Source organism: Variovorax sp. GW458-11-26-14-LB1, from assembly GCF_059423965.1.
In genome coordinates, this window is sequence record NZ_JBWKYW010000016.1 from 89,722 (window position 1) to 111,011 (window position 21,290).

21 protein-coding genes and 1 other RNA gene are annotated in these 21,290 nt (G+C 70.0%); 13 read left to right on the forward strand and 9 right to left on the reverse strand.

Translation table 11 applies throughout. The annotated features are described in order from the left end of the window. Positions 1-1,191 (reverse strand): acetyl-CoA C-acyltransferase, encoded by a 1,191-nt coding sequence (locus tag AC07YS_RS13340; RefSeq protein WP_062478557.1) that lies wholly within the window; start codon positions 1,189-1,191, stop codon positions 1-3. A 32-nt stretch (positions 1,192-1,223) separates the two neighbouring features. Further along, entirely contained in the window at positions 1,224-3,359 is a 2,136-nt protein-coding gene (locus AC07YS_RS13345; protein ID WP_495269336.1) for a 3-hydroxyacyl-CoA dehydrogenase NAD-binding domain-containing protein, read from the reverse strand. A gap of 155 nt (positions 3,360-3,514) precedes the next feature. Here AC07YS_RS13345 and AC07YS_RS13350 point away from each other — a divergent pair, with 155 nt between their 5' ends. After that, positions 3,515-4,432 carry a LysR family transcriptional regulator gene (locus AC07YS_RS13350; protein ID WP_062478562.1) on the forward strand — a complete coding sequence of 306 codons (918 nt, stop codon included), beginning with the start codon at positions 3,515-3,517 and terminating at the stop codon, positions 4,430-4,432. On the opposite strand, the gene AC07YS_RS13355 is transcribed toward AC07YS_RS13350, so the two are convergent. Beyond that, positions 4,417-4,659, reverse strand: a complete 243-nt coding sequence (locus AC07YS_RS13355) for a hypothetical protein (RefSeq protein WP_369631204.1) — start codon at positions 4,657-4,659, stop codon at positions 4,417-4,419. The genes AC07YS_RS13350 and AC07YS_RS13355 overlap by 16 nt on opposite strands. A gap of 47 nt (positions 4,660-4,706) precedes the next feature. Beyond that, entirely contained in the window at positions 4,707-5,045 is a 339-nt protein-coding gene (locus tag AC07YS_RS13360) for a Rieske (2Fe-2S) protein (RefSeq protein WP_062478568.1), read from the reverse strand. Positions 5,046-5,221: 176 nt separating this feature from the next. Between AC07YS_RS13360 and AC07YS_RS13365 the strand changes: the two genes are divergently transcribed. The 7 genes from AC07YS_RS13365 to htpX all read left to right on the forward strand — a co-directional run bounded on the left by AC07YS_RS13365 (position 5,222) and on the right by htpX (position 10,496). Then, positions 5,222-5,959: a peptidoglycan-binding protein gene (locus tag AC07YS_RS13365; protein WP_495269335.1), complete on the forward strand. Its 738-nt coding sequence runs from the start codon at positions 5,222-5,224 to the stop codon at positions 5,957-5,959. Positions 5,960-6,108: 149 nt separating this feature from the next. Continuing rightward, positions 6,109-6,318, forward strand: coding sequence for a YgaP family membrane protein (locus AC07YS_RS13370; protein ID WP_495264879.1), 210 nt, complete (start codon positions 6,109-6,111; stop codon positions 6,316-6,318). A 3-nt stretch (positions 6,319-6,321) separates the two neighbouring features. Beyond that, positions 6,322-6,843: an RNA polymerase sigma factor gene (locus tag AC07YS_RS13375; RefSeq protein ID WP_062478577.1), complete on the forward strand. Its 522-nt coding sequence runs from the start codon at positions 6,322-6,324 to the stop codon at positions 6,841-6,843. Positions 6,844-6,888: 45 nt separating this feature from the next. Then, a complete protein-coding gene (gene pyrC, locus AC07YS_RS13380) occupies positions 6,889-7,920 on the forward strand; it encodes a dihydroorotase (RefSeq protein ID WP_495269334.1) in 1,032 nt (343 codons plus the stop codon). Beyond that, on the forward strand, positions 7,917-8,735 hold the full coding sequence (locus AC07YS_RS13385) for an NYN domain-containing protein (protein WP_495269333.1): 819 nt from the start codon (positions 7,917-7,919) through the stop codon (positions 8,733-8,735). The genes pyrC and AC07YS_RS13385 overlap by 4 nt, the downstream gene beginning before the upstream one ends. Next, positions 8,711-9,475, forward strand: coding sequence for a DUF3025 domain-containing protein (locus AC07YS_RS13390; protein ID WP_495273765.1), 765 nt, complete (start codon positions 8,711-8,713; stop codon positions 9,473-9,475). The genes AC07YS_RS13385 and AC07YS_RS13390 overlap by 25 nt, the downstream gene beginning before the upstream one ends. A gap of 148 nt (positions 9,476-9,623) precedes the next feature. After that, a complete protein-coding gene (gene htpX, locus AC07YS_RS13395) occupies positions 9,624-10,496 on the forward strand; it encodes a protease HtpX (protein ID WP_495269331.1) in 873 nt (290 codons plus the stop codon). A 93-nt stretch (positions 10,497-10,589) separates the two neighbouring features. On the opposite strand, the gene AC07YS_RS13400 is transcribed toward htpX, so the two are convergent. The 5 genes from AC07YS_RS13400 to hmpA form a co-directional block, all read right to left on the reverse strand. Then, positions 10,590-11,594: a ProQ/FinO family protein gene (locus AC07YS_RS13400; RefSeq protein WP_495269330.1), complete on the reverse strand. Its 1,005-nt coding sequence runs from the start codon at positions 11,592-11,594 to the stop codon at positions 10,590-10,592. A gap of 111 nt (positions 11,595-11,705) precedes the next feature. Further along, complete coding sequence (locus AC07YS_RS13405) at positions 11,706-12,254, reverse strand: VUT family protein (RefSeq protein WP_495269329.1); 549 nt, start codon at positions 12,252-12,254, stop codon at positions 11,706-11,708. A gap of 2 nt (positions 12,255-12,256) precedes the next feature. Next, the gene (locus tag AC07YS_RS13410; RefSeq protein ID WP_495269328.1) at positions 12,257-13,882 is read right to left on the reverse strand and encodes an NAD(P)/FAD-dependent oxidoreductase; all 1,626 of its coding nucleotides are present in this window, start codon (positions 13,880-13,882) and stop codon (positions 12,257-12,259) included. A gap of 73 nt (positions 13,883-13,955) precedes the next feature. Next, positions 13,956-14,876, reverse strand: a complete 921-nt coding sequence (gene cysK / locus AC07YS_RS13415) for a cysteine synthase A (RefSeq protein ID WP_062478599.1) — start codon at positions 14,874-14,876, stop codon at positions 13,956-13,958. A 114-nt stretch (positions 14,877-14,990) separates the two neighbouring features. Continuing rightward, on the reverse strand, positions 14,991-16,175 hold the full coding sequence (gene hmpA / locus AC07YS_RS13420; protein ID WP_495269327.1) for an NO-inducible flavohemoprotein: 1,185 nt from the start codon (positions 16,173-16,175) through the stop codon (positions 14,991-14,993). A 136-nt stretch (positions 16,176-16,311) separates the two neighbouring features. Here hmpA and norR point away from each other — a divergent pair, with 136 nt between their 5' ends. From norR to AC07YS_RS13445, 5 genes are all read left to right on the forward strand, one after another. Beyond that, a complete protein-coding gene (gene norR, locus AC07YS_RS13425) occupies positions 16,312-17,898 on the forward strand; it encodes a nitric oxide reductase transcriptional regulator NorR (RefSeq protein WP_495269326.1) in 1,587 nt (528 codons plus the stop codon). A gap of 59 nt (positions 17,899-17,957) precedes the next feature. Beyond that, an RNA gene (gene rnpB / locus AC07YS_RS13430) (RNase P RNA component class A) lies at positions 17,958-18,326 on the forward strand. 158 nt (positions 18,327-18,484) lie between these two features. Then, complete coding sequence (locus tag AC07YS_RS13435) at positions 18,485-18,943, forward strand: MarR family winged helix-turn-helix transcriptional regulator (RefSeq protein WP_139701559.1); 459 nt, start codon at positions 18,485-18,487, stop codon at positions 18,941-18,943. Further along, positions 18,944-21,055 carry an FUSC family protein gene (locus AC07YS_RS13440; protein ID WP_495269325.1) on the forward strand — a complete coding sequence of 704 codons (2,112 nt, stop codon included), beginning with the start codon at positions 18,944-18,946 and terminating at the stop codon, positions 21,053-21,055. After that, entirely contained in the window at positions 21,052-21,258 is a 207-nt protein-coding gene (locus AC07YS_RS13445) for a DUF1656 domain-containing protein (protein WP_062483051.1), read from the forward strand. The genes AC07YS_RS13440 and AC07YS_RS13445 overlap by 4 nt, the downstream gene beginning before the upstream one ends. Positions 21,259-21,290: the final 32 nt, after the last annotated feature.

The following is a 21,290-nucleotide window of genomic DNA, read 5'->3' on the forward strand; positions in this document are numbered from 1 at the left end:
TCAGTAGATTTCGAACAGGCCGGCCGCGCCCATGCCGCCGGCGATGCACATCGTGACCACGGCGTACTTGGCGCCGCGGCGCTTGCCCTCGAGCAGCACGTGGCCCGTGAGGCGCGCGCCGGTCATGCCGAAGGGGTGGCCGATGGAGATCGCGCCGCCGTTCACGTTCAGGCGTTCCGAGGGAATGCCCAGCTTCTCCTGGCAGTAGATCGACTGCGAGGCGAAGGCTTCGTTGAGTTCCCACAGGTCGATGTCCTGCACCTTCAGGCCGTGGCGCGCGAGCAGCTTGGGCACGGCGAAGACCGGGCCGATGCCCATCTCGTCGGGCTCGCAGCCGGCCAGCGCCAGGCCGCGGAAGGCGCCCAGCGGCTTCAGGTTGGCGCGCTCGGCGTCCTTGGCTTCCATCATCACGCAGGCCGAGGCGCCGTCGGACAGCTGCGAGGCGTTGCCGGCGGTGATGAACTTGTCGTCGCCCATCACGGGCTTGAGCTTGGCCAGCGCCTCGTAGGTGGTGCCGCGGCGGTTGCAGTTGTCTTCCGTGGCGGTGACTTCGCGGTGGGTGACCTCCTTGGTCTCCTTGTCGGTCACGGCCATCGTGGTGGTGCAGGCCACGATCTCGTCCTTGTAGCGGCCGGCCAGCTGCGCTTCTTCGGTCTTGCGCTGGCTCTCGGCGGAGAAGCGGTCCTGTGCTTCGCGGCTGATGTTGTAGCGCTTGGCGACGATGTCGGCGGTGTCGATCATCGCCATGTAGAGCTCGGGCTTGTGCTCGACGATCCACGGGTCCAGGCTGAGGTCGCCACCGTCGCCGGGGCTGCGACCGCGGATCTGCGAGATGCTTTCCACGCCGCCCGCGATCATGGCCGGCGCGCCGTCCACCACGATGCGGCCGGCGGCCATGGCGATGGCCTGCAGGCCCGAGGCGCAGAAGCGGTTCACGGTGGTGCCGGCGATGCTGATCGGCAGGCCCGAGCGGATGATCGACTGGCGCGCGATGTTGCGGCCGGTGGTGCCTTCGGGGTAGCCGCAGCCGAGGATCGCGTCCTCGATCAGGGCCGGGTCCAGGCCCGAGCGCTCGACCGCGGCCTTCACCGCGAACGAGGCCAGCGTGGCGCCGGAGGTGATATTGAATTCGCCGCGGTGCGCCTTGGTGAGCGGGGTGCGGGCGGTAGAAACGATGACGGCTTCACGCATGGGTTTGTCTCCTGGACGGTGGGCTCTAACGGTTACTCGGATTGATTCAGGCTGGCGAAATCGGCGCCGCGTTCCACCAGCTCCACGAGCAGCGGCGACGGCTTCCAGAAGATCGGGTCTTCTTTCGCGAACTCGCGGATGTCGGCGAGCACCTTGGGCAGGCCCACGGTGTCGGCGTACTTCATGGGGCCGCCGCGGTGGCGCGGGAAGCCGTAGCCATAGAGGAAGGTCACGTCCACGTCGAGCGGGCGCAGCGCGATGCGCTGGAGCACGACGTTGGCGCCTTCATTGACCATGGCGGCCATGTAGCGGCGCATGATTTCTTCTTCGGTGAAAGTGCGCGGCGTGATGCCGGCGCGCACGCGCTCGGCGTCGATGATGGCCAGCACCTCGGGGTCAGGCACGCCGGTGCGCGCGCCTTCGGGGTACAGGTAGTAGCCGCGTTGCGTCTTCTGGCCGAACCAGCCGCGTTCGCAGATGCGGTCGGCCACCTGCACGTAGCGCGCCTGCGGATCGCGCGTGGCGGCCTTGCGCTTGCGTGTGGCCCAGCCGATGTCGCCGCCGGCCAGGTCGGACACCTGGAACGGGCCCATCGGGTAGCCGAAGTTGCGCACGGCCGCGTCGATGTCGTAGGGCGAGGCGCCGTCTTCCATCATGTGGTCGGCGGCCTGGCGGTACACGGCCAGGATGCGGTTGCCGATGAAGCCGTCGCACACGCCGGCGCGCACGGGCACCTTCTTGAGCTTCTTCGCGAGCTCGAAGCCGGTGGCGACCACGTCGGCGCTCACCTTGGCGGGCACCACGATCTCCAGCAGCTTCATGATGTTGGCGGGCGAGAAGAAGTGCAGGCCGACCACGTCCTGCGGGCGCGAGATGCTGGCGGCGATCTCGTCGATGTCCAGGTACGAGGTGTTGGTGGCGAGCACGGCGCCCTTCTTGCACACGCGGTCGAGTTCGGCGAACACGGCCTTCTTGACGCCCATCTCCTCGAACACGGCCTCGACCACGATGTCGACATTCGCGAAGGCGTCGTAGCTCGTCGAGCCCGAGAAGCGCGCCATCACGGCGGCCTTGGCCTCTTGTGTCATGCGGCCCTTGGCGATGAGGCCGTCGTACACCTTCTCGACGTGGGCACGGCCGCGCGCCAGGCTGGGCTCGTCGCGCTCGACCATGGTCACGGGCAGGCCCGCGTCCAGCATGGCCACGGCAATGCCCGCGCCCATGGTGCCGCCGCCCACGATGCCGGCCGAGGTGAGCGCGCGCGGGCTGGCCGAGCGGGTCTCTGGCGCCTTCAGCACTTCGCGTTCGGCGAAGAAGGCGTGGATCAGGCCGGCGCGCTGCGGGCTGTCGATGCACTGCAGGAACAGCTTGCGCTCCAGCGCCATGCCTTCGTCGAAGGGCAGCGTGAGCGCGCCTTCGACGGCTTCGATGATCTTCATCGGCGAGAACAGGCCGCGGCTCTTCTTGGCGGTGTCGGCGCGCGCGGCCTCGAGGGCGGCACGGGCTGCGTCTTTGTCGGCCAGGCCGGCGGCTTCGCGCGTGCGGCGCACCGGGGCGTTGGCAGCGACCAGTTCCTGCGCGTAGGCGAGGCCTTCGGCGCGGGCGTCGGCTTCAGCACCGAGGCGGTCGACGAGGCCGAGCGACAGCGCTTCCTTGGCGCCCGCATGGCGGCCGCTGAGCATCAGTTCGAGTGCGGGCTTCACGCCGATGAGGCGCGGTGCGCGCTGCGTGCCGCCCGAGCCGGGCAGCAGGCCCAGCGCCACCTCGGGCAGGCCCAGCTTGGCGGTGGGCGCGGCGAGGCGGTAGTGCGCCGACAGCGCGATCTCCAGCCCGCCGCCGAGCGCGGCGCCGTGGATGGCGGCGACCACCGGCTTGGTGCAGTTCTCGATCTTCAGGCAGACCTCGGGCAGCGAGGGCTGCTGCGGCGCCTGGCCGAACTCGCGGATGTCCGCGCCGGCGATGAAGTTGCGGCCCGCACCGACGATCAGCACCGCCTTGGCGCCGCTGTCGGCCTCGGCCGCGTCGATGGCGGCGGCCAGGCCGCGGCGCACGTCCACGCCCAGGGCGTTGACGGGCGGGTTGTCGATGGTCACCACGCACACGTCGCCTTGACGCTGGAAGGTGACGGGACCGTTGGACGTGGAAGGGCTGGGAGTGGGGGTGGCCATGTGCGTGTCGCTTGTCTCTTGCTTGCGTGGCAGGCCCTCGTGAAGCCGAGGGGTCCGGGGCTCTGGGGAGCCCTGCATTCTTGGCCGGCATCGCTGCTTTGACAATTGCATAGGTAGTTGACAGACTGTCAAAGAATTTTTGACACAATCCGCCCATGGACCTGCAATCGCTCACCCTGCTGGTAGAAATCCTTGACGCGGGCAACCTGAGCGCGGCGGCGCGCCGGCTCAAGATGACCCGCGCCAACGTCAGCTACCACCTGAACCAGCTGGAGCGCTCGGTGGGCGCGCAGTTGATCCGGCGCACCACACGGCGCGCCGAGCCCACCGAGATCGGGCTGCGGCTGTACCAGCACGGCGTGGCCATCCAGGGCGAACTGCTGGCGGCGCGCGAGTCGGTCACCGCGCTGGGCGAGGGCCTGCAGGGCCGCGTGCGCCTGAGCGTGCCCAGCGGCTACGGCCAGCTCGTGATGGCCGACTGGCTCATCGACTTCAAGCGCCAGTACCCCGGCATCGTGCTCGACGTGGTGTTCGAGAACCGCATCGAGGATTTGCTGCGCGACGAGGTCGACATCGCCATCCGCGTGATTCCCGAGCCGCCGCAGAACCTCGTGGCGCGCGAGATGGGCCCGGTGCGTTACGTGGCCTGCGCCACGCGCGCGTACGCCGAGCGCCACCCGCTGCCCGTGCAGCTGGACGCACTGCGCGCCACGCCGGTGGTCACGGCCGCCGTCATCGGTCGGCAGCTGCGCATCTCGGCCTACCAGGGCGAGACGCGGCGCGAGGTGATCCTGGAGCCGACGCTGATCTCGGAAAACTTTTTATTCCTGCGCCAGGCCATCCTCGCGGGCCTGGGCGTGGGCCTCGTGCCCGACTACGTGGTGCAGGAAGACGTGCGCCGCGGCGACGTGGTGACCACGCTGGACGACTGGCGCCTGTCGATCTTCGGCACCCAGATGTTCATGCTCTACATGCCGAACCGCCAGCACACGCGGGCGATCCGGACGTTCATCGATTTCATCCTGGCGCGGGTGCGGCCGGAAGAAGCCGAAGAAGCTCAGTCGCAGCGGTAGACGACTTCTCCCGCCGGCACACCCTGCGCCGGCACCTCCGACAGCGTGCTGCTCAAGAAGCGCATCGGCGCGCCGAAGTTGCGGCAGTAGTTCTCGGCGTCCTGCGCGGTGGGCGACTTGAACACGCCGTCGGCCAGGAAGGTGACGCGCGGCGCGGGTCGCGAGACGCAGCCCGCGATGATGAACAAGGCCGGAACGAGGACGGAGACAGCAGCGAAGCGGCGCATGGGGCAGGGCGAAAAGAAGAGGTCGCGACTGTAGCCGCCCGGCGGCCTCAGTCGGCCAGCCACACGCTGCCGTCCGCCGCCTCGCGCAGCGCCAGCGGCGTGAGGCGCGCGCCGCGGCAGGGGCCGCCGACGCAGCGCCCGGTGTCGGGCTCGAAGATCGCGCCGTGCCGCGCGCACATCAGGTAGCGCCCGGAGCTTTCGAGGATCTGGCCTTCGAAATCGAGCGGGCCGCCGGCGTGCGGGCACTGGTTCAGGTAGCCGTGCACGGCACCCTGCCAGCGCACCGCGAAGGCCGGCGCGCCGCCGGGCGCAGTGAACAGGGCCGCGAGGCCGCCGTCGGCGAGTTCGGTGGCGATGGGGTGGGCGGTCGGGGCGGGCGCGGTCATGGGGAGCGAGCCTACCAAGGTCCGCCACGGGGCTGCCGCCCGGGGGGACGTCCCCGCGTCATCACATGTTTCGGCTATGTCATCTGACCAATAGACGCAGGGGCGTGCCGTTTTCACAATGCATCCGCTCGCTTTCCTTCGTCCGTGCATCCTTGTGTCAAGGGGGATTCCCACCGATGAGCACGCTGAAACAGGGCTGGCGCGGGGCCGATGTCCGTCGCCTGCAGGAGGCCCTGAACCGCAAATTGCAGCCCAGCCCCGGCCTCGCGCCCGACGGCGACTACGGCCCCGTCACCCGGGCGGCCGTGCTGCGCTTGCAGGCCGCGCACTGGCTGTGCGAAGACGGCGAAGCCGGCCCCTGCACCCGCAACGTGGCCTTCGACAACGAAACCCACGCGCCGCTGCTGCACCCCGTGGCGCTGATCCCGCAGCCCGCGCCCGCGCTGTGCTGGGCGGCGGCCACCGCGATGCTCACGCGCGCCACCGTGCAGACCGTGGTCGCGCGCACGCCCTCGGAGCTGATGGGCGCCGACGGCGCCTTGCGCCGCCGCGTGGACAGCGACCGCCATGCGCAAGGCAGCGACGATGACGACAACCGCCGCTTCGCCGCCGCGCACGGCCTCACGCTGCGGCCCCACGGCCCGTGGACTGTTGCCGCGCTGCGCACCGCGCTGCACGCCGGGCCGCTGATGTTCGACCTGCGCTGGGGCGCCAAGGGCGGCGCGCCCGCCGGCCAGCCGGGCCACATGGTCGTGCTCGTCGGCATCCGCGGCGACAACGACCCCGGCGGGGGCGGCACCACGCTGCGCCTGTTCGACCCCTGGCCGCCGGGCCGGGGCGCGCGCAGCTCGACCAGCCACGTGCGCTGGATGCAAGCCGTGGCCGACCGCATCTGCGGGGTGTTCCAGCGGTAGTGGCGCCTGGCTGCTGTGGCCATTGGCACCGGCGCATGAAAAAATCCTGACTTTCCGCGAACCGTTTCGGCGGGTGGCCGCCTCTTTCCATGCGGGAGGGGCGTTCTGCTCCCCCCGCATTCACACGTCACGGATCGAAGGAAACCACCATGCTCTACGTCAAGAATGTTCCCGGCTGGGAACGCGCCCTGCGCATCGCCCTGGGCCTCATCGGCCTCGCCTTCGCCGCCATGAACTGGCCGGCGGACGCGCTGGCCGTCGCGGTCGGCCTCATGGGCGCGATGCTGGCCCTCACCGGGCTGGTCGGCTTCTGCCCGATGTGCGCGATGGTCGGGCGCACCCTCGACAAGGGCCGCTGACCCATGGCCACCGCAGCGATCGACCGCACCTGCCTGATCCTGGCCGCGCAGACCGGCGACCCCGTCGCCCTCGAGGGCCTGCTCGCTGCCTGCCAGACCGACGCGCGCCGCTATGCCCGCCGGCACTGCCAGGCCAGCGACGTGGACGACGCCGTGCAGGAATCGCTGCTGGTGGTCGCGCGCCGCGTGCGCGGGCTGCAGGCGGCCGCGGCGTTCTCGTCGTGGCTGTTCACCGTCATCCGGCGCGAATGCCTGCGCCTGCAGCGCGCGATGTTCCGCCACGACCCGCTCGACGAAGACACCGTCGAGCGCCAGCTCGCGGCCCGCAGCGACCACGCGCTGCGCATCGACCTGGCCCATGCGCTCGAATCGCTGCCGGCGCACTACCGCGAGGTCGTGCTGCTGCGCGACTTCGAGGAACTCACCATCGCCGAGATCGCCGAGCGCCTGGGCGAGCCGCCGGGCGCCGTGAAGAGCCGGCTGCACCGGGCGCGCCTGCTGGTGCGCGAGTACCTGCTGGGGTAGCCCGGGGGTGCTTCGGTCGAGGGGCGATGCGACAATCTCGCCGCAATGACAGACACCCTCACGATCACCCGCCCAGACGACTGGCACCTGCACGTGCGCGATGGCGCCGCCCTCGAAGCCGTCGTGCCCCACAGCGCCCGCCAGTTCGGCCGCGCGCTGATCATGCCGAACCTGCGTCCGCCCGTGACCACCGCCGCCCAGGCCGTGGCCTACCGCGACCGCATCCGCGCCGCCGTGCCCGCGGGCACGTCCTTCGAGCCCGTGATGTCGCTCTACCTGACCGACAAGCTGCCGCCCGAAGAAATCACGCTGGCCGCTGAGGCCGGCGTGCGCGCGCTCAAGCTCTACCCGGCCGGCGCCACCACCAACAGCGATGCCGGCGTGACCGACATCCGCAAGACCTACAAGACGCTCGAGGCCATGCAGAAGCACGGCCTGCTGCTGCTGGTGCACGGCGAAGTGACCGACCCCGCCATCGACCTGTTCGACCGCGAAGCCGTGTTCGTCGACCGCGTGATGATCCCGCTGCGCCGCGATTTCCCGGAACTGAAGGTGGTGTTCGAGCACCTCACCACCAAGGAAGGCGCCCACTACGTGCGCGACGCCGATCGCTTCACGGCTGCCACCATCACGGCGCACCACCTGCTGTACAACCGCAACGCCATCTTCACCGGCGGCATCCGCCCGCACTACTACTGCCTGCCCGTGCTCAAGCGCGAGACGCACCGCGTCGCGCTGGTCGAGGCGGCCACCAGCGGCAGCGACCGCTTCTTCCTGGGCACCGACAGCGCGCCGCACCCCGCGCACCTGAAGGAACATGCACTGGGCTGCGCCGGCTGCTACACCGCGCTCACCGCCATCGAGCTGTACGCCGAGGCCTTCGACAGCGTGAACGCACTCGACAAGCTCGAAGGCTTCGCCAGCTTCCACGGCCCCGACTTCTACGACCTGCCGCGCCACACCGACACCATCACGCTGAAGCGCGAAACCTGGACCCTGCCCGAGACCGTGCCCTACGGCGAAGCCACGCTCAAGCCGCTGCGCGGTGGCGAGACGGTGAACTGGAAGCTCGCATGACGGCGCCGGTGCCCCTGTCGTCGCTGCGCGTGATGCTGCTGATCGACGCCGACAACGTCTCGGCCGACGTGATCGAGCAGGCCGTGCAGCGCACGATGGAGGACTACGGCGCCATCCACGTGCGCCGCGCCTACTGCAACGCCGAGATGGCCGTGAACCGCCAGGCGCTGTTCAAGCGGCTGTCGGTGCGACCCATGGTGAACCTGTCGGCGGGCAAGAACAGCACCGACATCGCGCTGGCCGTCGACGCCATCGACCTCGTGATCGCCGAGCGGCCCGACGTGGTCGTGCTGGTGTCGTCCGACTCCGACTTCGCGCCGCTCGTGATCCGCCTGCGCGAAAAGGGCTGCCGCGTCTGCGGCATCGGCCAGCAGGGCAAGACCGGCGAAGAGACCGTCGGCGTCTACGACAGCTTCATCGACCTCGCGCACCACGGCATCAAGCCGGCCGTGCGCACCGCACCGGCCAAGAAGGTGGCGGCTGCGAAGAAGACGCCGGCCGCGAAGACGGCCCCGGCGAAGAAGGCGGCTGCCAAGACCGCGCGCAAGACGACGGCAAAGACTGCCAAGCCGGTGGCACCGCCACCGCCGCAGCAGCCTGAAATCTCCGAAGCCGCCGAGTTCATCCTGCAGGCCGTGCCCGCGCTGCGCCGCGGCACCGACGTGCCGCTGAACGACGTGGCCAAGGCCCTGCGCACCGCCGGCCTGCTCAGCAAGAGCGGCAGCTCGCTCAAGCTCTTCGACAAGCTCACGGGCGAGTTCGCGGTGATGCAGCACCCTGACCGGATCCGATGGACGGGGGCGCCCGCGCCTTGAGCCCGGGCCTGCCAGCGGTCGCGGCCATTGATTGGGCCGCACCCTGGCTGGCGCCGTACCGTGATCCCGGCGAAGCCGTGGCGCGGACCATCGCACAGGGTGGCACCGTCGCCGCCGCGCTGCAGGCGGCCAAGCCACCCGCCGTGCCTGACTTCGTCACGCAGGACGCGCTGCCCGAGGGCCAGGCCTACGAGGCCCACATCTTCCGCACGCGCACCGTGCCCACGCGCGACAACCTGCACGACTTCTTCAACGGCCTGGTCTGGCTGGCCTTTCCTGAAACCAAGCGCCGGCTCAACGAACTGCAGGCCACCGAGATCGCACGCGCCGGCGTCGGCGCCACGCGTGGGCCGCTGCGCGATGCGCTCACGCTGTTCGACGAGAACGGTGCGGTGCTCGATGCACCGCCTGCGCTGTTGGAGGCGCTGGTTGCGCGCGACTGGCAGGCGCTCTTCGTCACGCAGCGCCCACTCTGGGCGCAGGCCCGGCTGCGCGTGTTCGGCCATGCGCTGCTCGAAAAACTGGTGGTGCCGCGCAAGGCCGCGACCGCGCATGTGCTGCTGCTGCCTGCCGTCGCTGGCCCGCTCGGTGATGCGGCTTTGGCGCGCTGCCTCACGCCCGAACACATGGCACGCAAGCCCTTCGCACCGCTGCCGGTGCTCGGCGTGCCGGGGTGGTGCGGCGCCAACGAAACACCCGATTACTACGACGATCCGAAGGTCTTCCGGCCCCGTTCGTAGAACTTTTACTCCTATCATTGCTCTACCGCACGCCACCGCGCCGCGCCCGTCACAACCTACGACAACAGCGGTATTCCCGACCGGGCAGGCTTGAAGCGGGCCTTCTGGCCCTCATCTGGACGGCAGTGTTCCCCACGGAGAATTCAACTTGAAACGTATCCTTCTGTTTGTCCTGACCAACGTGATGGTCGTCGCGGTGCTCGGCGTGGTCGCCAGCCTGCTCGGCGTCAACCGCTTTCTCACGGCCAACGGGCTCAACCTGACGGCGCTGCTCGGCTTCGCGCTGGTGATGGGCTTCGGCGGCGCGATCATCTCGCTGCTCATCAGCAAGCCCATGGCCAAGTGGACGGCCGGCCTGCGCATGATCGACAACCCCCAGTCGCCCGACGAGGCCTGGATCGTCAGCACCGTGCGCAAGTTCGCCGACAAGGCCGGCATCGGCATGCCCGAGGTCGGCATCTTCGAAGGCGAGCCCAATGCCTTCGCCACCGGCGCGTTCAAGAACTCGTCGCTCGTGGCCGTGTCCACCGGCCTGCTGCAGGGCATGACGCGTGAAGAAGTCGAGGCCGTCATCGGCCACGAAGTCGCGCACATCGCCAACGGCGACATGGTCACGATGACGCTGATCCAGGGCGTGATGAACACCTTCGTCGTGTTCCTCTCGCGCGTGATCGGCTATGCGGTCGACAGCTTCCTGCGCCGCGGCGACGACCGCTCGTCGGGCCCCGGCATCGGCTACTACGTGAGCACCATCGTGCTGGACATCGTGCTCGGCTTCGCCGCCGCGATGGTGGTGGCCTGGTTCTCGCGCCAGCGCGAGTTCCGCGCCGACGCCGGCGCCGCCGCGCTCATGGGCAACCGCCAGCCGATGATGAACGCGCTCGCGCGCCTGGGCGGCCTGCCGGCCGGCGAACTGCCCAAGGCCGTGGAAGCCATGGGCATCACGGGCGCGATGGGCAAGCTGTTTGCCACGCACCCGCCGATCGAAGAGCGCATCGCGGCGCTGCAGAACGCGCGCTGAGCCCACTGCAAAGGACGGCCAACTCCGTCGCCCATGAAAAAAAAGCCGCCACAGTGATGTGGCGGCTTTTTTCGTTGGGGCGGGCGTTTTGCGTCAGTCCGCAGCGGGTGCTTCGGGAGCGGCCGGGGCGGCTTCTGCTTCGGGCGCTGCCTGCACTTCAGGCGCTGCGGCTGCCGCCGCTTCAGCAGCCACCGCTGCGGCAGCGGCTGCCGCCTCGGCCCGCTTCTTGTCCTCCCGCACGCGCTGCAGCGTGCGCGTCACGTCGCCCGGCTTCATGCCGTACATATCGGCGAACTCCTGTTCGCTGCGGCCGCTGGCTTCGAAGGCGCGCAGCAGGGCTTCGCGCTTGGCGGCCTGCTGGGCGAGTTCGGCCAGGGCTTCGTCGACGACGGCGTTGTTGTTGGCGTCGCGTGAGCGCACCAGCACGGCATAGGCTTCGTGGTCCAGGCCCGAGGCTTCGATGGCCTTGGCGATGCGCGTCACCAGCTGCGGACGCAGGTCTTCGCCGGGGTTGCGGTGCGAGCGGCGGCGGTGCAGCTCGAGGATGGCGTGGTGCACGTGCTCGGGTGCGACCGGGTCGAGCGCGTTGCCGTCCAGGTCATGGCGCGCATGGCCGGCGGCCACGCTCTCGAGGTAGCGCGTGGAGCGCGCATGCTGGCCCATCGCGATCTTCAGGTCTTCGGCCTTGAAGTCTTCGGGATGGCGCGCGATCAGCTCTTCGTACACGCCGAGCTTCAGCGGCACGAAGCGTGCGCCGAACAGCTGCGGGTACAGCGCGAACAGGCGCTCGAGCACCGGGTTGACCTTGCGCGGTGCGCGCTGGGCTTCCGGCTGTTGTTGCTGTTGCGGCTGCTGTCCGCGCGGCTTGCGCCCTTGCTGCGGTTGCTGCTGCCCATGCGGGCGCTGTTGCTTGGCGCGCGGCGGCCGTTGTTGTTGCTGCTGTTGCGCGGGGGCGGTGGGCTGCGTTGCCGACGCGTCAGCGCCTGCGTCGGTGCCCGCGCCGGCCTTCAGCTGCTGCAGCTGCTCGGCCATGTCCGGGCGCTGGCGCCGTGCGTTGCGCGAGTTCGTGTTCGGGGCGGCGGTGGATGCGTCGGTCATACGGAAGGCTCGGCGATGGGCGCGAGGGGATGGAAAGGGAAGAAAAGGAACAACCGGTCCCGCGCGGTCAGCGCGGCCGGAACATCCTGCGGGTATTGTCAGGGCGGATCGTCATGCGCGTGCAGCGCCTTGGTCAGCGGCTTGCCGCCCGATCAGCAGCCGGAACGGCAGCAGCATCAGCACGCCGACACCGAGCTTCACGCCCAGGTCGCCGAGCGCCCAGGTGAGCCAGGGGCCGTCGGTGCCTGCGAAGGCGATGCCCCAGAAGACGATGCTGTCGAGCACGGCCGCGATCACGGTGGCCACCAGCGGCGCGCGCCACCACAGGCCGCGGCGCAGGCGGTCGAACACGCGGATGTCGAGCAGCTGCGAGGCGATGAAGGCCAGGCCCGAGGCGGCGGCGATGCGCGCCGGCGCCAGCAGCAGCGACACCGCCACGGCGACCGCGAAGCCGACCCACGCCACGCGCCGCGCCATGCCGGGGCCGAAGCGCCGGTTGACGAGGTCGCTCACGAGGTAGGCCACCGGGTAGGTGAAGGCGCCCCAGGTGAGCCAGTCGTTGATGGCGAACTGCACCAGGACGTTGGACGCGAGCACCACGGCGGCCATCGCCAGCGTGGCGACGGCCAGCTGGCCGGTGGTGGGACGGTGCAAGTGCATCGTCAAACGGCGCTGCCGAGCACGCTGCGCGCCACGGCCTCGGCCACCTTGATGCCGTCCACGCCGGCCGACAGGATGCCGCCCGCGTAGCTCGCGCCTTCGCCGGCCGGGTAGAGGCCGCGCACGTTGAGGCTCTGGAAGTCGTCGCCGCGCGTGATCTTGATCGGCGACGAGGTGCGCGTTTCCACGCCCGTGAGCACGGCATCGTGCGTGTCGAAGCCCTTGATCTTGCGGCCGAAGGCCGGGAAGGCCTCGCGCATCGCCTCGATGGCGTAGGCGGGCAGGGCCTGGTGCAGATCGGTCGGTGTCACGCCGGGCTTGTACGACGGGATGATGCTGCCGAGCGCGGTCGAGGGCTTGCCGGCGATGAAGTCGCCCACCAGCTGGCCGGGCGCGTGGTAGTTGCTGCCGCCGAGCACGTAGGCGTTGCTTTCGAGCTGGCGCTGCAGCGCGATGCCTGCCAGCGCATCGCCGGGGAAGTCCTTCGGGTCGATGCCCACCACGATGCCCGCGTTGGCGTTGCGTTCGTTGCGCGAGTACTGGCTCATGCCGTTGGTGACCACGCGGCCCGGCTCGCTGGTGGCCGCGACCACGGTGCCGCCGGGGCACATGCAGAAGCTGTAGACCGAGCGGCCGTTGCTGGCGTGGTGCACCAGCTTGTAGTCGGCCGCGCCCAGCAGCGGGTGGCCCGCGTGGCGGCCCCAGCGGGCGCGGTCGATGAGGCCCTGCGGGTGCTCGACGCGAAAGCCGATGGAGAAGGGTTTGGCCTCGATGTGCACGCCGCGTGCATGCAGCATCTCGAAGGTGTCGCGCGAGCTGTGGCCCAGCGCCATCACGACGTGGTCGGCGCGCAGTTCGCTGCTCTGGCCCGTCGTCTGGTCGAGCACCGTCAGGCCACGCAGGTGGCCGTCTTCGATGTGCACGTCGGTCACGCGCTGCTCGAAGCGGATTTCGCCGCCGAGCGCGACGATCTGCTCGCGGATGTTCTCCACCACCTTCACCAGCTTGAAGGTGCCGATGTGCGGGTGCGCGACGTACAAAATTTCAGGCGGCGCGCCGGCCTTCACGAACTCTTCCATCACCTTGCGGCCGAGGAAGCGCGGGTCCTTGATCTGGCTGTAGAGCTTGCCGTCGGAGAAGGTGCCGGCGCCGCCTTCGCCGAACTGCACGTTCGACTCGGGGTTGAGCACGCTCTTGCGCCACAGGCCCCAGGTGTCGCGGGTGCGCTGGCGCACGGTCTTGCCGCGTTCGAGCACGATGGGCCTGAAGCCCATCTTCGCCAGCATCAGCGCCGCGAAGATGCCGCAGGGGCCGAAGCCGATCACCACGGGGCGCGTGGCGTCCGCGGGCGCCTGGCCCGGCGGCGTGTAGCGCATGTCGGGCGCGGGCTGGATGTGCGGGTGGCTGGCGTGCTTGGCGAGTAGCGCGGCTTCGAGCGCGGCGTCGGTCAGCTGCACGTCGCAGATGTAGACCGTGAGCAGGTCGACCTTGCGGGCGTCGAAGCTGCGCTTGTAGACGGTGTGGGAGGCGATCGCTTCAATCGGAACGTCGAGCGTCCGGGCGATCAGGGTGGCCAGCGCGTCAGGCGCGTGGTCGAGCGGGAGTTTGAGTTCGGAGATTCGCAGCATGTCGTGGGGCTTGTGGTTATCAAGCAGACCGACGATTTTAAGCGCCCGGGGCGCTATGAAACTTGTAGCTGGATCAGGCGGGCAGGAAGCCTTCGACGGAGAGGTAGCGCTCGCCGGTGTCGTAGTTGAAGCCCAGCACCACCGCATCGGGCGCCAGCGAGGGCAGCTTCTGCGCGATGGCCGCGAGCGTCGCGCCCGACGAGATGCCGACCAGGATGCCTTCCTCGACCGCGCAGCGGCGCGCCATTTCGCGCGCCGGTTCGGCGTCGACCTGCAGCACGCCGTCCAGCAGCGAGGTGTCGAGGTTCTTCGGGATGAAGCCCGCGCCGATGCCCTGGATGGGGTGGGGCGCCGGCGCGCCGCCCGAGATCACGGGGGAGGCCACGGGCTCCACCGCGAACACCTGCAGCTTGGGCCACTTCTTCTTCAGCACCTTCGCCACGCCGGTGATGTGGCCGCCCGTGCCCACGCCGGTGATGAGCACGTCGATGCCCTCGGGAAAGTCGGCTGCGATTTCTTCGGCCGTGGTGCGCACGTGCACGTCGACGTTGGCGGGGTTGTTGAACTGCTGCGGCATCCACGCGCCCGGCGTGCCGGCCACGATTTCCTCGGCGCGGGCGATGGAGCCCTTCATGCCGTTGGCGCGCGGCGTGAGGTCGAAGGTGGCGCCGTAGGCCAGCATGAGGCGGCGGCGCTCCACCGACATGCTGTCGGGCATCACCAGGATCAGCTTGTAGCCCTTGACGGCCGCGACCATCGCCAGGCCGATGCCGGTGTTGCCCGAGGTGGGCTCGACGATGGTGCCGCCGGGTTTCAGCGCGCCGCTCTTCTCGGCGTCTTCCACCATCGACAGCGCGATGCGGTCCTTGATCGAGCCGCCGGGGTTGGCGCGTTCCGACTTGATCCAGACCTGCTGCTTCGCATGGCCGAACAGGCGGTTGATGCGGATGTGCGGCGTGTTGCCGATGGTCTGGAGGATGTTCTGGGCCTTCATGGAATCTCCTTGGGTGCGAGGGGCGGATGGTCAGCGCGCATTGTGGCGCCCCCTGGGCCGGGTTGCACCCGGCCCGCGACCGTTTCAGCACGGGGGATGGCAGGCCGTTGCGGTTCAGGCCTCCAGGGCTTCCAGCGGCCCGAAGAACTCGTAGCGAAGCTGCTGCTTGGGCACGCCGAGCGCCAGCCCGTTCGCATACACCGCCTGCATGAAGGGCTTCGGCCCGAGAAAGTACAGGTCGACGTCGCGGTCGGCGGGCAACAGCCCGGCCAGCAGTTCGCGGGTGACGAAGCCGGTCGCGTGCGGCGTGTCGCTCTCGCGCGGCGCGTCGTAGACATACAGCGGCTTCACGTTCGCATGCCGCTGCGCGAGTGCGTCGACGCGGGCGCGGAACGCATGCGCGCCGCCGTGCCGCGCCGCATGGACGAAGTGCACCGGCCGGCCCGTGTGGGCCACCGACTCGAGCATGCTCATCGCGGGCGTGATGCCCACGCCGCCCGTCACCAGCACGAGGGGACGCGCCTGCTCGCCCGCGGGCTGCAGCACGAAGTCGCCGCACGGCGCCTGCACTTGCAGCCGCGTGCCGATCGTCGCGGACTCGTGCAGCCAGTTCGAGGCGCGGCCACCTTCTTCCTTCTTCACGCTGATGCGGTACCACGGCTTGCCCGGTGCGTCGGACAGCGAGTAGTTGCGTCGCACCGGCTGGCCGTCGATCTCCAGCACCAGCGTGAGGTACTGCCCCGGCGAGAACGCCAGCAGCGCGCCGCCGTCCACGGGCTCCAGGTAGAACGAGGTGATGACCTCGCTTTCGTCCTCGCGCCGGGCCACGCGGAATTCGCGCGTGCCGCGCCATCCGCCGGGCTGCGCCGCGTTGGCGCTGTAGACGGCTTCTTCCGCGGCGATGAGCAGGCCCGCCAGCGATTCGTAGGCCTCGCCCCAGGCGGCGATCACCTCGTCGGTCGCGGCATCGCCGAGCACCTCCTTCACGGCGCGCAGCAGGTAGTGGCCGACGATCGGGTAGTGCTCCGGCAGCACGCCCAGAGCCGCGTGCTTCTGGATGATGCGGGGCAGGGCGCCGGCGATCGCTTCGAGCCGGTCGATGTGCGCGCCGTAGGCGATGACCGCCCCCGCCAGCGCGCGCGCCTGCGTGCCGGCAGCCTGGTGCGCTTCGTTGAAGAAGGCCTTCACCTGCGGATGGCCCTCGAGCATGATCTTGTAGAAGTGGCTGGTGATGGCCTCGCCGTGGGCCTGGAGCGCGGGCACGGTGGACTTGACGATGGCGATGGTTTGCGGGTTCATGGTCTGGCGGTCCTTCGGTTGGAGATGCCTGTGTCATCTCACGATCCGTGCCAGCCGGAAGACCGTTGCAAGTGCTTGACGCCATTGGGGATTTATCGGGCGTGGTCAAATTCGCAACAACTTTTGCGTTGTACTTATGACCACATTGCGTGTCGATTCGACCACCGAGGCCTCACCACCCGAGCCCGAAGCCGAGGCTGCCCGCTACCGATCGCTTCTCGCCGCCGCGCGGGGACTGGTCCGCTGCGATGCCGCCGCGCTGCTGCAGCTCGACGTCGACGTGCTGAAGCCCGTCGCGGTCGACGGCCTGAGCGATGAAACCCTGGGGCGCCAGTTTCCCGTCGCCGCCCATCCGCGTTTTGCGCGCCTGCTCGCCAGCGAACGGGGCCTGCGTTTCGCCCACGACAGCAACCTGCCCGACCCGTACGACGGCCTCGTCGCCGGCCAGCCGGGCATCCTGCCAGTGCACGACTGCATGGGCGCGCCGCTGCGCCTGCGCGGCACCCTCTGGGGCCTGCTGACGCTGGACGCCCTGGAGCCGCACGCCTTCGATGCCGTGGGCCCGGCGCAGATGGAGGCACTGATCGCCCTCGTCGAAACCGGCATCGAGGCCGCCGATACGATCCGCGAGATGCAGGCGCGCGCGATGCGCGAGCAGGCCGTCGCGCAGGCGCTGCGCGCAGGCCGCGGCGCGCCCCGCGAGCTGCTGGGCAGCAGTGCGGCGATGAAGCAGCTGTGCCACGAGATCGACACCGTCGCCGTGTCCGACCTCACGGTGCTGCTGCTCGGCGAAACCGGCGTCGGCAAGGACCTGGTCGCGCAGCGCCTGCACGCGCGCTCGCGCCGCAGCGAGCAGCCGCTCGTGCAGGTCAACTGCGCGGCGCTGCCCGAGTCGCTGGCCGACAGCGAACTCTTCGGCCACAAGCGCGGCGCGTTCACCGGCGCCGTGCAGGACCGCGACGGCAAGTTCGAGATCGCCGATGGCGGCACGCTCTTTCTCGACGAGGTCGGCGAGCTGCCGCTGAGCGTGCAGGCCAAGCTGCTGCGCGTGCTGCAAAGCGGCGAGGTGCAGCGCCCCGGCAGCGACCGCATGCGCAAGGTCGACGTGCGCGTGATCGCGGCCACCAACCGCGACCTGCCCGCGGCGATCGCGCAGGGGCGCTTTCGCGCCGACCTGTACCACCGGCTGTCGGTCTATCCGCTCGTCGTCGCGCCGCTGCGCGAACGGGGGCGCGACGTGCTCGTGCTCGCCGGCAGCTTTCTCGAGGAGAACCAGCACCGGCTGGGCGCGCGCAACCTGCGGCTCTCGCCGGCGTCGAAGGCCGCCATGCTGGCGCACGGCTGGCCGGGCAATGTGCGCGAGCTCGAGCATGTGATCAGCCGCGCTTCGCTGCGGGCGTTCAGGGAACAGCCGCGCGGCTCGCGCTGGACGGCCATCGAACCGCATCACCTGGCGCTGGACAGCGCTGCCGCCGTGGGAGGCGCGGTGGCAGCGCCCGTGCAGGCCCCGGCGAACGAACACGCGGGGCCTGCCATCGCTGGCGGCACGCTGCGCGAGGCGACCGACGCCTTCCAGCGGACCTGGCTCTTGGAACTGCTCGCCCGCCACGGCGGCCGCGTGGCCAGCGCCGCGCGCGAGGCCGGCATCGACCGCAGCAACTTCCACCGGACCTTGCGCAAGCTGGGCCTGGTGCAGGCCGGCGACAGCGAAACGCCCGGCTGACGGTCGGCTGGCGGCGTCGCCTGAAGGGTCATTGATGGGGCGGGCGATAATCGAGCGGTGAAGCACGCCAGACCGCCGCTGGTGCAAGCCCGAAAGGGACGATGCTCTGCCCTCGGGCAACAGCATCGGGTCGAAAGATCGCACTGGAGGAACGTCCGGACTGCACAGGACAGCGCAGGAGTTAACGACTCTCCACCGTGAGGTGAGGATCAGAGCAACAGAGACGAGCCGATTCAGTTCGGGTGAAACGGGCAATCTCTGCGCGCAGCAACACCAAGTAGGCCAGTATTGAGGTGGTTCCGCTGAGCTGGCGGGTAGGTGGCATCGAGCCGTTTGGCGACAAACGGCCCAGAGTAATGGCGGTCACGCCGGGGTCTTCGCAAGAGGGCTCCGGTGCACAGAATCCGGCTTATCGGCGAGCTTCACACTTTTCTTTCTCCCCCCCTTTTCCCTGGGCCGCGCGCCGGCGTCGTGCGCGGCCGCGTGCAAGACTCGGTAGAAACCCGTACAATTGTTAGCAAGCTAACTAATTGATAACACCGTGGCCGATACCGAACCCATCTCCCCGTTGCGCGAACACGCGCTGATGCGGCTCGGCACCTCGCTGTCGGTGCTCCAGCGCGGCTACCGCGCGGCGGCCGACAAGGCAGTGGCGCACGTGGGCCTGTCGCAGACGCTGGCCTGGCCGGTGGTGGTGCTCGGGCGCATGGAAGACGGCGTTCGGCAGGGCACGGTGGCCGAGGCGCTGGGCATCGAAGGGCCGTCGCTGGTGCGCTCGCTCGACCAGCTGGTCGAGGCCGGCTTCGTCGAGCGCCGCGAAGACCCGGCCGACCGCCGCGCCAAGACGCTGCACCTCACGCCCGCCGGCCGCGCCGTGTGCGAGCCCATCGAGGCCGCGCTGCGCCAGATGCGCGCCGCGCTGTTCGAAGGCATTCCCGACGAGGACATCGCCGCCACCTTGCGCGTCTTCGGCGCGCTCGAGGCCAAGCTCGGCCGCAGTGCTGCCGGCATGCAGAGCCTGCAGCAGGAAGGGCGCGGCCAGTAAATGGCGATGTCGATGGCGCTGCCGCGCTTCACCCGCGCGGAAGTTCTCTTTTCCGTCAAGAGCTTCGCCGCCGCGATGCTGGCGATGTACCTGGCCAGCCGCGCCGGCCTGCCGCGCCCGTTCTGGGCGCTCATGACCACCTACGTCGTCGCCCACCCGCTGGCCGGCGCCGTGCGCTCCAAGGCGATGTTCCGCTTCTGCGGCACGCTCATCGGCAGTGTCGCCACCGTGCTCATGGTGCCCGCGCTGTCCAACGCGCCCGAGCTGCTCACGCTGGTGCTCGCGCTGTGGGTCGGGCTGTGCCTGTATGTGTCGCTGCTCGACCGCACGCCGCGCTCGTACGTCTTCATGCTCGCGGGCTACACGGCGGCGCTGATCGGCTTTCCGTCGGTGCAGACGCCGCTCGTGCTGTTCGACACCGCCGTGGCGCGCGTGGAAGAGATCGGCCTGGGCATCTTCTGCGCCACGCTGGTCCACAGCCTCGTGCTGCCCGCGGGGCTCGCGCCCACCGTGCTGGGCCTGCTCGACCGCACGCTGAAAGACGCGCGCCAATGGATCGGCGACCTGTTCCAGCCCGGCGACCGCAGCACGCCCAAGGACGCCGACCCGAAGCGCCTGGACGACGACCGCCGCCGCCTCGCCGGCGACATCACGCAACTGCGCCTGCTCTCGACCCACGTGCCCTTCGACACCACGCACCTGCGCTGGACCGCCGGCGCGATCCGCGCCATGCAGGACCGCGTGGCGGCGCTCACGCCCGCGCTGTCGGCGGTCGAAGACCGGCTGCAGGCGCTGGCGCAAGCCGAAGGCCGCCTCGCGCCCGACGTCACCGCCGTGCTGGCGCTGGCCGCGCAATGGCTGCGCGACGAAAGCGACCCGGCCGTCGACGCGTCGGCCCGCCTGCAGGCGCTGCGCCACGCGATCGCCGCGCTGGGCAGCGCGCAGGACACGGGGTTCAGCCCCTGGGCCCGCGCGCTGCGCATCGGCCTGGCGGGCCGGCTCGAAGAACTGGTCGACGGCTGGACCGCCTGCGCCCAACTCCGCCGCGACATCGACGAAGGCCTGAAGGGCGGCGCGCCGCTGCGCCGCACGGCCGCGCTGGGCCAGCGCGCGATGCACCGCGACCACGGCATGGCGCTGCTGTCGGCGCTGGCCGCCGTCATCGCCATCTGCGTGTGCGGCGCGTTCTGGATCCTCACGGGCTGGACCATGGGCTCGGCCGCCACCATGATGGCCGCCGTCTTCTGCTGCTTCTTCGCCACCATGGACGACCCCGTGCCCGCGATGCACGGCTTCCTGAAGTGGACGCTGTGGTCCATTCCCATCTCGGCCGTCTACGTGCTCGTGCTCATGCCCACGGTGCAGGACTTCGGCATGCTCGCGCTGGTCTGCGCGCCGCTGTTCCTGGTGCTGGGCCTGTACCTGCCGCGCCCGACGCACTTCATGGCCGCGATGGCGCTGGTCTTCGGCGTGTCGGGCACGCTGGCGATGCACGACACCGCCAGCGCCGACCTCGTGAGCTTCATCAACAGCATGACCGGCCAGATCGTCGGCGTGGTGATGGCCGCGCGCGTCACGCGGCTGGTGCGCTCGGTGGGCGCCGACTGGAGCGCACGCCGCATCCAGCGCGCCACCTGGCGCGAACTCGGCGACATGGCCGCCTCCACCCAGCCGCAGTACGCGCAGAGCGACGCCTACGCCGTGCGCATGCTCGACCGCATCGGCCTGCTGGCGCCGCGCATCGCGCAGGCCGGCGGCACCGTGGAGGGCGTGGCCGCCAACGACGCGCTGCGCGACCTGCGCATGGGCGCCGACATCGCCGTGCTGCAGCGCGTGCGCGCCCAGCTGCCGATGGCCACCTCGGCCGCGCTGCTCGGCGGCATCGCGCGCTTCTTCCGCCAGCGCGGCGAAGGCCGCATGGCGCCGCGCCCGGCGGCGCTGCTGCCGCAGATCGATGAAGCGCTGGCGTCGGTGCTCGCCGCGCGCGACACCTCCACCGCGTCGCGCGCCGCCGTCACCGCGCTGGTCGGCCTGCGCCGCAACCTGTTCCCCGACGCGCCGCCTTCGCTCGCGGCTGTGTCTTCTTCTTCACCGCAAGGAGCTTCCGCATGATCGGCGAAGCCAGTTTCTACGGGCTCTACGTGCCCTGGCTCATGCTGCTGGCCGGCGCCGCGCTGCTCGCCCTGTGGGGCGTGCGCCGGCTGCTCGCCGCCACCGGCCTGTACCGCTGGGTGTGGCACCCGGCGCTGTTCGACATGGCGCTGTACCTGCTGCTGCTGTACGGCCTGAGCCGCCTCACGGCGCACCTGCAATGACGCCCGCACCGACAACTCAAACACCACAGAGA

Coding starts and splice junctions, on each gene's coding strand:
- AC07YS_RS13340 (WP_062478557.1), bottom strand. CDS start 1,191: ATGCGTGAAGCCGTCATCGTTTCTACCGCCCGCACCCCGCTCACCAAG.
- AC07YS_RS13345 (WP_495269336.1), bottom strand. CDS start 3,359: ATGGCCACCCCCACTCCCAGCCCTTCCACGTCCAACGGTCCCGTCACC.
- AC07YS_RS13350 (WP_062478562.1), top strand. CDS start 3,515: ATGGACCTGCAATCGCTCACCCTGCTGGTAGAAATCCTTGACGCGGGC.
- AC07YS_RS13355 (WP_369631204.1), bottom strand. CDS start 4,659: ATGCGCCGCTTCGCTGCTGTCTCCGTCCTCGTTCCGGCCTTGTTCATC.
- AC07YS_RS13360 (WP_062478568.1), bottom strand. CDS start 5,045: ATGACCGCGCCCGCCCCGACCGCCCACCCCATCGCCACCGAACTCGCC.
- AC07YS_RS13365 (WP_495269335.1), top strand. CDS start 5,222: ATGAGCACGCTGAAACAGGGCTGGCGCGGGGCCGATGTCCGTCGCCTG.
- AC07YS_RS13370 (WP_495264879.1), top strand. CDS start 6,109: ATGCTCTACGTCAAGAATGTTCCCGGCTGGGAACGCGCCCTGCGCATC.
- AC07YS_RS13375 (WP_062478577.1), top strand. CDS start 6,322: ATGGCCACCGCAGCGATCGACCGCACCTGCCTGATCCTGGCCGCGCAG.
- pyrC (WP_495269334.1), top strand. CDS start 6,889: ATGACAGACACCCTCACGATCACCCGCCCAGACGACTGGCACCTGCAC.
- AC07YS_RS13385 (WP_495269333.1), top strand. CDS start 7,917: ATGACGGCGCCGGTGCCCCTGTCGTCGCTGCGCGTGATGCTGCTGATC.
- AC07YS_RS13390 (WP_495273765.1), top strand. CDS start 8,711: ATGGACGGGGGCGCCCGCGCCTTGAGCCCGGGCCTGCCAGCGGTCGCG.
- AC07YS_RS13400 (WP_495269330.1), bottom strand. CDS start 11,594: ATGACCGACGCATCCACCGCCGCCCCGAACACGAACTCGCGCAACGCA.
- AC07YS_RS13405 (WP_495269329.1), bottom strand. CDS start 12,254: ATGCACTTGCACCGTCCCACCACCGGCCAGCTGGCCGTCGCCACGCTG.
- AC07YS_RS13410 (WP_495269328.1), bottom strand. CDS start 13,882: ATGCTGCGAATCTCCGAACTCAAACTCCCGCTCGACCACGCGCCTGAC.
- cysK (WP_062478599.1), bottom strand. CDS start 14,876: ATGAAGGCCCAGAACATCCTCCAGACCATCGGCAACACGCCGCACATC.
- hmpA (WP_495269327.1), bottom strand. CDS start 16,175: ATGAACCCGCAAACCATCGCCATCGTCAAGTCCACCGTGCCCGCGCTC.
- norR (WP_495269326.1), top strand. CDS start 16,312: ATGACCACATTGCGTGTCGATTCGACCACCGAGGCCTCACCACCCGAG.
- AC07YS_RS13435 (WP_139701559.1), top strand. CDS start 18,485: ATGCGGCTCGGCACCTCGCTGTCGGTGCTCCAGCGCGGCTACCGCGCG.
- AC07YS_RS13440 (WP_495269325.1), top strand. CDS start 18,944: ATGGCGATGTCGATGGCGCTGCCGCGCTTCACCCGCGCGGAAGTTCTC.
- AC07YS_RS13445 (WP_062483051.1), top strand. CDS start 21,052: ATGATCGGCGAAGCCAGTTTCTACGGGCTCTACGTGCCCTGGCTCATG.